Origin of the sequence: Streptomyces amritsarensis (assembly GCF_001953875.1) — a bacterium.
Lineage (GTDB): Bacteria > Actinomycetota > Actinomycetes > Streptomycetales > Streptomycetaceae > Streptomyces > Streptomyces amritsarensis.
Genome location: NZ_MQUR01000009.1, coordinates 70,685 through 82,748, shown reverse-complemented (window position 1 = coordinate 82,748; position 12,064 = coordinate 70,685). Strand labels below are relative to the sequence as shown.

The window sequence follows — 12,064 nt, the reverse complement described above, 5'->3', positions numbered from 1 at the left end:
GGGTGTCGGATGCGGGGGAGGGATGGGGGTGCGGGGGTGACGCGGGGTCAGCGGGAGGTGTCGAAGACCTCGTCCCGGGTGGCGGCCAGCGCGCTCTCCAGCGCGCCGTGCAGGACGGGCCGCACGAGGACCTCGCCCGGGACCAGCCGGGGGCGGGAGGGGGCCAGTTCGGCGAGCTCGGCCTCCAGCAGCTCGCGCAGCGGTTCGCCGCCCGCGCCGATCGCCGCCCCCGCCAGGACCACGATCTCCGGGTCCAGTACGGCGACCAGCGAGGCGAGGCCGGTCGCCAGGGCGGTGGCGTACTCCTGGAGGAAGCGCAGGTGCGCCCCCTCGGGCGCGGCGGCGGCCCGGGCGAGCAGCGCGACGGCGGCGGCGACCTCCGGCCCGTGCGGGCCTGCGTCCGGGCCGTCCGACGCGTACGCGGGTGGGCCGGGGGCCGTCTCGACGCCCAGTTCCGCGGCGAGGCGGGGCAGCCCCTCCACGCCGGCCAGGTCCTGGTAGCCGCCGGAGTTCGCCCGGGTGACCTGCCGGACCAGCGGGCGGCCCGGCACGGGCAGGAAGCCGACCTCGCCCGCGCCGCCGGTCCAGCCGCGGTGCAGCCGGCCGCCGAAGACCAGCGCGGCGCCGAGCCCCTCCTCGTTCCACAGCAGGACGAAGTCCTCGTGTCCGCGGGCGGCGCCGAGGCGCTGCTCGGCGACGGCGGCGAGGTTGACGTCGTTCTCGTACTCGACGGGCATCGGCAGGGCTGCGGCCAGGTCCTCGAGGAGGGTGGGGGAGTGCCAGCCGGGGAGGTGGCTGGCGTAGCGCAGCCGGCCGGTCTGCGGGTCGAAGGCGCCGGGCGTGCCGACGACCACCCGGTGCAGGTCGCTGCGGTGCAGGCCGGCGGCCTTGACGGCCCCGCCGAGTGCCTCGGTCACCTGGTCGACCGCCGCCGCGCCCTCCGTGTAGGGGACCTCGTGGGAGGCGATCACGGTGCCGGTCAGGTCCGCGACGGCGGCCAGGACGCGCCCCGGGGTGACGTCGAGCCCGCCGACGTACGCGGCCCGCGGGTTGATGGCGTACAGCTGGGCGCTGGGGCCGGGGCGGCCGCCGTCGGTTCCGGTGGCCACGACGAGTCCGGCGGCCTCCAGGCGGGCCAGGAGTTGGGAGGCGGTGGGCTTCGACAGCCCGGTCAGGTGCCCGATGCGGGTCCGGGACAGCGGGCCGTGTGCCAGCAGGAGGTCGAGGGCGGCCCGGTCGTTCATGGCGCGCAGCAGGCTGGGCGTTCCGGGCGTGGCGGCGGGCATGCGGCGGCTCTCCCTCACCGAGGTGATCTGTTAGGTAAGTTTCCTATCACTGTTCGAGCCGTGTCAATGCCGCTGCCCCGCCGGCGGTCCGTGAGGACGGCCTGCGGGGCAGCGGGAGTGCGGGCGGACCGGGCCGCTACTTGGTGATCCGCGGGCCGGCCGGCGGCGGGATCGGGGCGGTGGCCAGGGACTGCGGGGAGGCGGGGTTCGCCAGCGCGGACGGCGCGGCGACGGAGGCCGTCGGGTCGGCCGGCGCCTGCTCCTCCTCGTCCGCGGCCGGCACGCCGCCGATGATCCGGATGCCCGCGGCGTCGAAGGCCTCCTTGATCCGCCAGCGCACCTCCCGCTCCACGGCGAACTGCTGGCCCGGCATCGTCTTCGCGGAGACCTTCACGGTCATCGAGGCGAGCAGCACCTCGTCCAGGCCCAGGACCTCCACCGGGCCCCACAGGCGCTCGTCCCAGGGGGACTCCTTCGCCATCGCGTCGGCGACCTGCTGGACCACCTCGCGGATCCGCGACAGGCTCTCCGTGGGCTTGACCTGCACGTCCACGGTCGCGGTCGCCCAGCCCTGGCTGAGGTTGCCGATCCGCTTGATCTCGCCGTTGCGCACGTACCAGATCTCGCCGTTGTCGCCGCGCAGCTTGGTCACGCGCAGACCGACCTCTATGACCTCGCCCGAGGCGACCCCGGCGTCGATCTTGTCGCCCACTCCGTACTGGTCCTCCATGATCATGAAGACGCCCGAGAGGAAGTCCGTGACCAGGTTGCGGGCGCCGAAACCGATGGCGACACCGGCCACACCGGCACTGGCCAGCAGCGGCGCCAGGTCGATCTTCAGGGCGGCGAGGACCATCAGTGCGGCCGTGCCGAGGATCAGGAAGGACGCCACCGACCGCAGCACGGAACCGATCGCCTCCGACCGCTGGCGCCGCCGCTCGGCGTTGACCAGCAGCCCGCCGAGCGCGGTGCCCTCGACCGCTTCGGCGCTGGTGTTCATCCGGTTTATGAGCTTGGTCAGCGCCTTGCGGACCGCCGAGCGGATCACGGCCGCTATCACGACGATCAGCAGGATCCGCAGACCGATGCTCAGCCAGGTGGCCCAGTTCTGCTCGATGAAGCTCGCGGCCTCGGTGACGCTCTCCTGCGCCTCCTTGACCGAAGCGGGCGTGTCCGGGACATCGGCTGCCAGCGGCAGCAGAGCGGCGGGCCAGGGCACGACAGGAACCTCCAGATGTAGCGGCCTGCCCGTCCGGGGGTGTCCCCCCGGACGGGGTCCGGGGGCGGGTGCGCGGGCAGACCAACCACACTAACGGGGCAATCCCTTCACCTTGGCGCCGTGTTCGAGGGAGAGACCAGACTCACCTGGGGATGACTGACTGTGGTTGAAAACACCTCGGACCCGTTACCGGCGAGTGGTGGCGCTTCGACCAGCCATAAGGAGAGACTGGAGAGCAGATCGTCCCGGCGCGAGCCACGCGCCGCCGACGTACAAGGAGGCAGTCCGTGCCGCACGTCCTGGTCCTCAACGCGTCGTACGAGCCCCTCGGCGTCGTACCGCTCCGCCGCGCGCTCGTCCTCGTCCTGGAGAACAAAGCGGTCTCCCTGGAGGAATCCGGCGCCTATCTGCACAGCGCGACAAGGGTCGTCCCCGCGCCCAGCGTGGTACGGCTCAAGCGCTTCGTGCGGGTCCCCTACCGGGGGCCCGTTCCACTCACCCGGCGCGCCCTGTTCGCGCGGGACGGCGGACGCTGCATGTACTGCGGTGCCGTCGCCACCAGCGTCGACCACGTCATTCCGCGCAGCCGGGGCGGACAGCACGTCTGGGACAACGTCGTCGCGGCGTGCCGGCGCTGCAACCACGTCAAGGCCGACCGGCACCTGCTGGAACTGGGCTGGCGCCTGCGCCACCAGCCGGCCCCTCCCTCGGGCCTGGCCTGGCGGATCATCGGCACCGGCCACCGGGATCCCCGCTGGATGCCGTACCTCCAGCCGTACGGGGCCGAGGACGCGCTGGAGCGGATCGGGATCGGCGTCGCGGCCTCCTGACGGAGTCCCTGCCGGGGGCTCCGCCGGGCCCGCCGGGTCGCAGGTCGCCGTCAGGCCTGCGGCCCGGCTCCGCCGGCGCTGCCCCGGCCCCCGTCGAACTCCCCCGGCCACCGGCGGTGCTGCTCCCGGTGGGGCAGGACCGCCGGCTACGGCGTGACCGCGTAGGCCTCCGCGGACCAGAGCGAGCAGCCGTAGCGCGTGGCGCGGCGCTCGCACGTCACCCTCAGGAACCGGGTGTCCGGCGCGTCCAGGCGGAGCGACTCGCGCCCGCCCCTGGAGGAGGTGACGGCCGCGGCCGGCCGCCAGGTCACCCCGTCGGCCGAGGTCTCCACCCGGTAGGCCGAGGGGTACGCGTCCTGCCAGTGCAGCTCCAGCCGGCCGACCCGGGCCGGGGCCGTCAGCTCCGCCTGCCACCACGCGCCGTCCACCGCCGGCGAGGACCAGCGGGTGCTGGGGGAGCCGTCGGCGGCCGCGGAGGCCGGGAAGGCGGGTGTCTCGTTCGCGGACGACGTCGCCCGCGCGGTGCGCAGCAGATCCGGTCCGCCGGTGCGGGGTACCGCCCGCACCGTCAGGGTGCGGGACTCCCCGTCGAAGGCCACCGGGACCTGATAGGTGCCCGGCGGGGTGTTGGCGGCGACGGCGACCTCCAGCGGTATCGAGGCCCGGCCGCCGCGCGGGACCACGGCGGCCTGCGGCAGGCGGACTTCGATCCCGGCCGGCGGACGCGCCGACAGCGGCCCGCGGACCTCGCCGGGGCCCAGGGCGGAGAGCTCGGCGGTGACCCGCTGCGGGGCGCCGCCGATCTCGGCGTCGGTCCTGCCGCCGTCCGCCAGCTCGAAGCGGGCCCGGGGGCCGTCCCCGAACCACGGGACCACCTGGTGTACCACGGGTGCGGCCCCGGCCCAGGCCAGGCGCACCGCGTCCGCGCGCAGTCCCGCCGTGTCGATCTGGGTCCAGCCCGACGCCGCGGCGTCGCCGACCTTGCGCCAGCCCTCGCCCGGCACGTGGACCTCCACCACGGCGCCCCGCGAGCCCGCCGGCAGCGGGTCCGTCATCACCGTCACCGCCGACACCGGGCGTACGGAGTCCAGCCGCACCGTCCAGGCCTGGGCGTCCTTCGCCACCGTCCCGGTGGTGCGGGCGACCCCGGTCCAGGCGTCCGCTTCCGCAGCCGCCTTCTCCAGGAAGGGGTCCAGAACGGCCTTGTCCACCTGGGCGGGTCCCGGCTCGGCCAGCGCCCTGCGCGCCTCGGCGAGGGCCCGGGAGGCCTGCCAGGCGGCCGCACCGTCCCCGCGCGCCTGGGCCTGCAGGACGTCCACGGCCAGTTCGCCGGCCGTTCCGTAGCGCGAGAGCCGCTCCAGCCAGGGGCCCGCCTCGTCCGACAGGGCGGTCAGCCGTGCCGGGGCCTCGCGCAGCACCGTGAACGCCTTGCGCAGCTCGGCCCCGGCCGCCGGGTCCCCGGCGGCCCGGGCCTTCCAGAACTGCTCGACCAGCGGCTTCAGATACGCCGACTCCTCCTGCTTGAGCCCGGAGGAGGTGGTGTTCCCGGCCAGCGCCGCCACCGCCTCGCGCTCCCGCGGGTCCGAGCCCGCCAGGTCGCGCACCGCGGCCTGCCAGGACTCGCCGGCCCGGTAGCCGCGCGGGTTCCAGGCGAAGTCGGCCGCCGTGAAGAGCGGGATGCGCGACAGGATGGGCTGCTGCATCGCGTTCGACAGCAGCGCCGCCGAGCCGCCCGCCACCGCCGGTTCGCGGCCCGCGTAGGGGCCGAGGAAGATACGGCCCGGATCCCAGTCGTTGACCGGGTAGTTGTCCATCGTGATCAGGGGCTGCTGCCCCAGGGCGGAGCGCGCCCCGGCCAGTTCCCGGCCCGTGATGGTGCGCGGCACGACACCGACGCCCGTCCAGGCCACCTCCACCCGCGCGTCCAGCCCGCGGGCCAGGGCCGTCCGGTAGGCGGTGGCGCCCTCCTGGTAGTACTCGGTCGGCAGCAGCGACAGCGCGGGCGACCCCGGATACCGGGAGGCCAGGTGCGCGGCCAGCTCGTTCGCCACCTCCGCGTGGGCCTTCGCGGCGGCCTCCGGGCCCCTGCCGTACTGCTGCCGGTCCGCACGGCAGCCCCACTCGGTGTAGCTGACGTCCTGGAACTGCACCTGGAAGGCGCGGAACCCCAGATCCCACATCGCGTCCAGCTTGCGTGCCAGAGCCGCCCGGTCGGCCGACGACGACAGGCACATGGACTGCCCCGGGGTGACGGCCCAGGCCAGCACGACCCGGTTGGCGGCGGCCCGTTCGGCCAGCGTGCGGAACTCCTCCCGCAGCTCCTTCGGGTAGTCCTCGCGCCAGCTCGTCGTGCGGTACGGGTCGTCGCCGGACGCGATCAGCAGCCGGTTCTGCTTGGTGCGGCCCATGAAGTCCAGCTGGGCCAGGCGCTGCTCCTCGGTCCACGGCTGCCCGTAGAAGCCCTCCGTGATCCCGCGCACCGGCGCGGCCGGCCAGTCGCGCACCAGGACGCCGGGTACCTTCCCGCCGCCTGCGGCGAGCAGTTGGCGCAGCGTCTGCGCCGCGTGGAAGAGGCCTTCCTCCCCGACGCCGGCCAGTGCGACCGTGTCGCGCCCGCCGGGCCGCCCCACGGCCAGCCGGTACCCGCCGTTCGGCAGGTCCGTGGGGGCGGTCGCGCCCATCGCCAGCAGCGCCTCCTGCGCGCCCGCGTCCTGGAGCCGTACGACGGTGCCCCGCTCGGGCACCCGCTCCCCGGGCTCCGGTTCGTGCAGGGTCTTCACGCCCGCCTTGCGCAGCGCCTCGCGCACCACCCGGACGGCGTGCGGATCGGCGTCGGCCGGCGCCACCAGCACCGCCTCCCGGCCGAGGGGCACCTCGCGCGCCGGGTCGGCGGCCATCGACTGCGGCCGGGGCCACACGGCGGGCCCTTCGGCGGCGCTCCGGGGAGTGTCCGCGCCGGGGTCGAGCACGGGGCCGACGGTGCCGTTGGCCCCGACACCGGAGGCGCCGGCCGCTCCCGCGGAGCCCGGGGCGGCGGCCTGCCCGTCCGGAAGGACGGGACTCGCGAGGAACCCGAGCGGGGCGGAGGCCACGGCTCCGCCGAGCAGCGACCCGATCACCGCGATGGCGGCGGCCGTCGACCGTTTCCTGCCCCTGAGCTGCACAGAGCCTCCTCGTCGCGAGACGTCCCCCACTCGTACGAATGAGCCCGAGCCCACCACCCGTGCGGCTGGAGTGTCAATGCGCGTGGGTGATCTGCCCCGGATCTGCCAGGAATGCGACCCCTCCGAGTGGGTATGGCTGCGTTGTTCCCCGGCGGCGTCCCGCTTTTGTGCTCCACGCTTCTGACCCACCCTCATCCCCGCCTGCCCGCACGCACGAAGGAGCGCCCGTCCATGGACGACCTGGCCCGGCTCGCCGCCCTGCACGGCATCGCCACCGCCTACCAGCCCGCCCCCGACGTCACCGTCCAGGTCTCCGAGGCCACCATCAGAACCGTCCTCGGCACGCTGGGGGTCGCCACCGACGACGCCGAGAGCGTCCGGGGGTCCGCCGAGTCGGCCGCAGAGCGGGCCGCCCGCCGGCTGCTGCCGCCCACCGTGGTGCTCTGGCAGGGGGAGCCCGTACCGCCGCTCCCCGCCGGGCTACCGCCCGGCAGCCGGGTCGCGGTGGTCGCGGAGGAGTCCGGCCGGGAGTGCGCGTGGGGACCCGGGCTTCCCCTCGGGGTCCACCGGATCACCGCCGCGGCACCCGACGGGCGGACCGACGAGGCCACCCTGGTCGTGGCCCCCGAGCGGGCCCCCGCCGCACCCGGACGCGCCCACGGGCTGCTCGTCCAGCTCTACTCGCTCCTGTCCGAGCACTCCTGGGGCATGGGCGACCTCGGGGACCTCGCCGAACTCGCCCGCTGGGCGGGCCGGACCCACGGCGCGGACTTCATCCAGGTCAACCCGCTGCACGCCTCCCTGCCGGGGACACCGACCGACCCCTCGCCGTACCGGCCGTCCTCGCGCCGCTTCCCCGACCCCGTCCACCTGCGGATCGAGGACGTCCCCGAGTACGCCGACTGCACCGAGCGCGCGGCCCTGGCCGAACTGGCCTGCGGCGGCGCCGCCCTGCGCCGCGAGGTGCTGGAGAAGGGCGCGTTGATCGACCGGGACGCCGTCTGGGCGCTCAAGCGGCAGGCTCTGGAGCTGCTGTACGCCGTCCCGCGGAGCCCCGAACGGGAAGCGGACTACCGGGCGTTCTGCGCAGAGGCAGGCGCCTCGCTGGACCTCCACGCGGGCCGGCAGGCCTCGCGCATGGGCGAGGACCCGAGGGCGCGCACGGACTTCCACCGCTGGACGGTCTGGCTGACGGACGGCCAGCTCGCCGCCGCCCAGCGGGCCGCCCGCGAGGCCGGGATGGCCGTCGGCATCGTGCACGACCTGGCGGTCGGGGTGCACCCAGGCGGTTCGGACGCCTCCGAGCCGGCGCTCCACGCCCGCCACATCTCGGTCGGGGCCCCGCCCGACGCCTTCAACGCGCGCGGCCAGGACTGGGGGCTGCCGCCCTGGCGCCCGGACGTGCTGGCCGGCACCGGCTACGCCGCCTTCCGGTCGCTGCTGCGCGGGGTGTTCCGGTACGCGGGCGGGCTGCGCATCGACCACGTCATGGGCCTGTTCCGGCTGTGGTGGATCCCGGAGGGGACCCCGCCCGCCGAGGGCACGTACGTCGGCTACGACGGCGAGGCCATGCTGGCGGTCCTGGTGCTGGAGGCGCATCGGGCCGGCGCCCCGGTCATCGGCGAGGACCTGGGGACGGTGGAGCCGCACGTGCGCCGGGAGCTGGCCCGGCGCGGGGTGCTCGGCACATCGGTGCTGTGGTTCGAACGCGACTGGTCGGGGGACGGCAGCCCGCTCGCCCCGCAGGCCTGGAGGGCGGACTGCCTGGCCACCGTCACCACCCACGACCTGCCGCCCACCGCCGCCAAGCTCGCCGGCGGCCACGTCGAACTGCGCGACCGGCTCGGCCTGCTGACCCGTCCGGCCGAGCTGGAGCGGGCCGAGGACGCCGCCGACACCGCCGAGTGGCTGGCCCTGTTGGACGGGCTCGGCCTCGACACCAAGGGCGAGGAGGCCGCCGTGCGGGCCCTGTACGCCTTCCTGCTGCGCACCCCCGCGCGCCTGGTGGGCGTATGGCTGCCGGACGCGGTGGGGGACCGGCGGCCGCAGAACCTGCCGGGCACGTGGGACCAGTACCCCAACTGGCGGCTGCCGGTCGCCGACGCCTCGGGCAGGCCGCTGACGCTGGAGGAGCTGATGGCCTCACCCCGGGCGAACGCGCTGCTCAGCGCGGTGCGGGAGGGGGCGGTTCCTCGTACGGCACCCCCGGGCGCGCGCGGCGTTTAGGTGTTCGCTACGTTTGCACCGTGGACAAGAAGAACGCTCTGCGCGCCGGCGCCGTCTCGGCCGGAACGACGCTGATGATGCTGCTGATGACGTCTCCCGCTCTCGCGCTGACCCGCGACGACGGCGACGACCCGGGTCCGGGCCTGAGCATCGGCGAGACGCTCGGCCTGTACGTGGCCCTGCCGATCGTCATCTTCCTGGTCATCGTGGGTCTCGTCATGGCCCTCGACAAGTCGGACAGGCCGAAGAAGAAGCAGGCCTGACCCGGTCCGCCCCCCTGGGGGCCGCAGCCGTGTGACCTTCCCGGGCGCCGGGGGTCCGCACCGCCGATCCGCATCGGCCGTGCGTCGACCCCCGGCGCCTCGGCATGTCCTCAGACGCCGGCCAGCACTTTGCGCAGCAGGCCGGTGAGCTGCGCGACCTCCTCGTCGGTCAGCCCGGTGAGCGCGGCGCGCTGCACCTCCAGACCGGCGGTGACGGCCTCGTCGACGAGCGCGAGGCCGCGGTCGGTGATCGTCACCTGGAGCCCCCGCCGGTCGTGCGGATCGGGCTTGCGGCACAGCAGCCCGGCCTTCTCCAGCTTGTCCAGCCGCCCCGTCATGCCGCCCGTGGTGAGCATGAGCGTCGCCGAGAGCTGGCGGGGCGAGAGCGTGTACGGGGCGCCCGAACGGCGCAGCGTGCCGACGACGTCGAACTCCCCGCGCGAGATGCCGAAGCGCTGGTAGCGCTCCTCCATGGCATCGCCCATGGCCTTGGCGATCCGGTAGATGCGTCCGAAGACGGCCATGGGGGCCGTGTCCAGCTCGGGGCGCACGGCGAACCACTGGGCCGTGATCGCGTCGACCGCGTCCTTGTCCTCACTCATGAGCGCAGTATTCCGGCTCCCTCGGATCGTTCGCAAGAAAGTTGCTTGACGATAAGTAGCTTAGCGGTAAGCTACTTAGCAGCAACCGAATCGGGGGGAGAGGCCGTCATGGCGGTGTTCAGGGGCAGGGCGTCCAAGGCCGGGGAGGCGAAGGTCGCGGGGGAGCGGTCGCTGCTCCTCGGCATCGGAATCAGCGCGATCGGGATCGGCATGTACGTCCCCTTCTCGCTCGTCTTCTTCCATCACGTCACCGGCCTCTCCTTCACCCTCGTCGGCCTGGTCATGACGGTCACCGGTCTGGCCGGGCTGGCCTTCGTGCCCCTGGCCGGCTCGGCCGTGGACCGGTTCGGCGCCAAGGGGGTGAACCTGGTGCTCTACGGGATCCGGGCGCTCGGCTTCGCCCTCTACCCCTTCGCGAGCTCTCCGGCCGCCTTCGCGGCCGTCGCCCTCCTCACCGCGCTCGCCGACCGCTCCTTCTCCGTCGTGCAGCAGTCCCTGATCGGGGAGGTGGCGCGGGGTGCCGCCCGCGACCGGCTCCAGGCCTCCACCCGGGCCCTGCAGAACGCCGGGATGGGTGCGGGCGCCCTCCTCGTCTCCGGGGTCCTGGCGCTGTGGGGCACCGGCGCGTTCACCCACACCGCCTGGGCCAACTCCGCCGCCTTCGCGCTCGCCGGACTGCTCGTCGGCCGGGTCCGCCCGGCCCCGGCCGGCGAGACCACCGCCGCCACCGCCGGGCGGCCCGACGCCGGCTACCGGACGGTCCTGCGCGACCGCCCCTTCCTCGGGCTCACCGCCGCCAACTTCCTCACCGCGCTGGGCTACTGCGCCCTCTCCGTCCTCTTCCCGCTCTACCTCTCCACCTGGCTGAAGGCCCCCGACTCCCTCACCGGCGCGGCCTTCACCCTCAACACCGCCCTGTGCGCCGGGATCGGCGTGCTGGTCGCGGGCCGCGTCCGCCGCTCCGGCGCCCGCCGCACCCGCTCCGCCGCCCTCGGCGCGGTGCTCTTCGCCGCCGCCTTCGCCGGACAGATCGTGCTCGGCACGCTGCGGCCCGGCCAGGGCGCGACCCTGGCCGCCCTGCTCGCCATCGTGGTCGTCTACACCCTCGGCGAGCTGGTGCACAGCCCCTCCGGCGGCGCCCTGTCGGTCTCCGCCGCCCCCGAGCCGGTCCGCGGCCGCTACCTGGCCACCTACCAGCTGTCCCACTCGCTGGCCACGGCCCTCGCCCCCTCGCTCTTCACCGCCCTGCTCGCCGTGGACGGCCGGCTGCCCTGGGCCGTCCTGACCGCCGCCGCGCTCGGCGCCGCCCTGGCGCTGCTGCGGCTGGAGCGGCACCTGCCGGCCGAGGCCGTGCACGCGGAGCCCCCGGCCGAGGCCGTGCGCGCCGAGCCCCCGGCCGAAGCCGCCGGAGCCGCCCCGGCCGGGGACGCAGCCGACCGCCGGCCGGCCACCGCGGCCGCCTGACCCACACCCCGGTCCCGCCTTCCTCACCCGTACGAGGAGCCACCCGCCATGAAGCGTCTCGCCACCGTCGCCCTGACCGCCCTCGCCCCCATCTCCTGGGGCTCGACCTACGCCGTCGCCTCCGAACTGCTGCCGCCCGACCGGCCGCTCTTCACCGGCGTCATGCGGGCCCTGCCCGCGGGCCTGCTGCTCACCGCGCTGGCCCGCACCCTGCCCAAGGGCGCGTGGTGGTGGAAGTCCGCCGTCCTCGGCACCCTCAACATCGGCGCCTTCTTCCCGCTGCTGTTCCTCTCCGCCTACCGGCTGCCCGGCGGGGTCGCGGCCGTACTCGGCTCCGCCGGCCCCCTGTTCGTCGTGGGCCTCGCCGCACTCGTCCTCGGGGAGCGCGCGAGCCTGCGTACCGTGCTGGCCGCCGTCGTGGGGGCGTTCGGCGTGAGCATGGTCGTCCTCAGGGCCGAGGCGGCACTGGACCTGACCGGTGTCGTCGCCGGGGTGGTCTCCTCCGCCTCCATGGCGGCGGGCACCGTGATGACCAAGCGCTGGGGCCGGCCCGAGGGCGTCGGACCGCTGGCCATGACCGGCTGGCAGCTGACCGCCGGCGGCCTCGTCATCATCCCGGTGGCCGCCTTCGTCGAGGGCGCACCGCCCGCCCTCGACGGCAAGGCCCTCCTCGGCTACGGCTACATGATGCTGATCAACACCGGCATCGCCTACTGGCTCTGGTTCCGCGGCATCGGGCAGCTCGGCGCGACCTCGGTCACCCTCCTCGGACCGCTCTCCCCGCTCACCGCCGCCGCCATCGGCTGGGCGGCCCTCGGCCAGGCCCTCACCCCCGTACAGCTCGCGGGCATGGCCATCGCCTTCGCAGCCACCGTCGCCGGACAGCTGGCAGCCGCCCGCACCCCCCAACCGTTCAGTTCTGATGAAAAGAATGATCGGAACTTTTCGATGGACCTGACCGATGGGCGGGTGCGACGGTAGGTCCCTCGACATCCGACCGACCCCGAGGG

At 74.9% G+C, this 12,064-nt stretch carries 9 protein-coding genes; 5 read left to right on the top strand and 4 right to left on the bottom strand.

Annotated features, from left to right (window positions below; all coding sequences use genetic code 11):
• Window positions 1-47: 47 nt before the first annotated feature.
• Both AVW11_RS06510 and AVW11_RS06505 read right to left on the bottom strand, forming a co-directional pair.
• On the bottom strand, window positions 48-1,286 hold the full coding sequence (locus tag AVW11_RS06510) for an ROK family transcriptional regulator (RefSeq protein WP_030840651.1): 1,239 nt from the start codon (window positions 1,284-1,286) through the stop codon (window positions 48-50).
• A gap of 136 nt (window positions 1,287-1,422) precedes the next feature.
• Complete coding sequence (locus tag AVW11_RS06505) at window positions 1,423-2,505, bottom strand: mechanosensitive ion channel family protein (protein ID WP_225884757.1); 1,083 nt, start codon at window positions 2,503-2,505, stop codon at window positions 1,423-1,425.
• A gap of 287 nt (window positions 2,506-2,792) precedes the next feature.
• Here AVW11_RS06505 and AVW11_RS06500 point away from each other — a divergent pair, with 287 nt between their 5' ends.
• The gene (locus tag AVW11_RS06500; protein WP_030840658.1) at window positions 2,793-3,335 is read left to right on the top strand and encodes an HNH endonuclease; all 543 of its coding nucleotides are present in this window, start codon (window positions 2,793-2,795) and stop codon (window positions 3,333-3,335) included.
• 146 nt (window positions 3,336-3,481) lie between these two features.
• Here AVW11_RS06500 and AVW11_RS06495 read toward each other — a convergent pair whose 3' ends face one another.
• Window positions 3,482-6,499 carry a glycoside hydrolase family 84 protein gene (locus AVW11_RS06495; RefSeq protein ID WP_060177968.1) on the bottom strand — a complete coding sequence of 1,006 codons (3,018 nt, stop codon included), beginning with the start codon at window positions 6,497-6,499 and terminating at the stop codon, window positions 3,482-3,484.
• Between the two features lie 231 nt (window positions 6,500-6,730).
• Between AVW11_RS06495 and AVW11_RS06490 the strand changes: the two genes are divergently transcribed.
• Window positions 6,731-8,725, top strand: coding sequence for a 4-alpha-glucanotransferase (locus AVW11_RS06490; protein ID WP_060177969.1), 1,995 nt, complete (start codon window positions 6,731-6,733; stop codon window positions 8,723-8,725).
• A 20-nt stretch (window positions 8,726-8,745) separates the two neighbouring features.
• A complete protein-coding gene (locus AVW11_RS06485) occupies window positions 8,746-8,988 on the top strand; it encodes a hypothetical protein (RefSeq protein ID WP_030650150.1) in 243 nt (80 codons plus the stop codon).
• A 110-nt stretch (window positions 8,989-9,098) separates the two neighbouring features.
• Here AVW11_RS06485 and AVW11_RS06480 read toward each other — a convergent pair whose 3' ends face one another.
• Window positions 9,099-9,590 carry a MarR family winged helix-turn-helix transcriptional regulator gene (locus AVW11_RS06480; protein ID WP_030840670.1) on the bottom strand — a complete coding sequence of 164 codons (492 nt, stop codon included), beginning with the start codon at window positions 9,588-9,590 and terminating at the stop codon, window positions 9,099-9,101.
• A 108-nt stretch (window positions 9,591-9,698) separates the two neighbouring features.
• Here AVW11_RS06480 and AVW11_RS06475 point away from each other — a divergent pair, with 108 nt between their 5' ends.
• Together AVW11_RS06475 and AVW11_RS06470 are read left to right on the top strand one after the other, a co-directional pair.
• A complete protein-coding gene (locus tag AVW11_RS06475) occupies window positions 9,699-11,054 on the top strand; it encodes an MFS transporter (RefSeq protein ID WP_076043483.1) in 1,356 nt (451 codons plus the stop codon).
• A gap of 48 nt (window positions 11,055-11,102) precedes the next feature.
• The gene (locus AVW11_RS06470) at window positions 11,103-12,035 is read left to right on the top strand and encodes an EamA family transporter (RefSeq protein WP_076043482.1); all 933 of its coding nucleotides are present in this window, start codon (window positions 11,103-11,105) and stop codon (window positions 12,033-12,035) included.
• The last annotated feature ends 29 nt before the right edge of the window (window positions 12,036-12,064 follow it).

What these genes read in the sequence shown, in the direction of transcription:
- AVW11_RS06510 (WP_030840651.1), bottom strand. Translation starts at nt 1,286, where the DNA reads ATGCCCGCCGCCACGCCCGGAACGCCCAGCCTGCTGCGCGCCATGAAC.
- AVW11_RS06490 (WP_060177969.1), top strand. Translation starts at nt 6,731, where the DNA reads ATGGACGACCTGGCCCGGCTCGCCGCCCTGCACGGCATCGCCACCGCC.
- AVW11_RS06480 (WP_030840670.1), bottom strand. Translation starts at nt 9,590, where the DNA reads ATGAGTGAGGACAAGGACGCGGTCGACGCGATCACGGCCCAGTGGTTC.
- AVW11_RS06475 (WP_076043483.1), top strand. Translation starts at nt 9,699, where the DNA reads ATGGCGGTGTTCAGGGGCAGGGCGTCCAAGGCCGGGGAGGCGAAGGTC.
- AVW11_RS06470 (WP_076043482.1), top strand. Translation starts at nt 11,103, where the DNA reads ATGAAGCGTCTCGCCACCGTCGCCCTGACCGCCCTCGCCCCCATCTCC.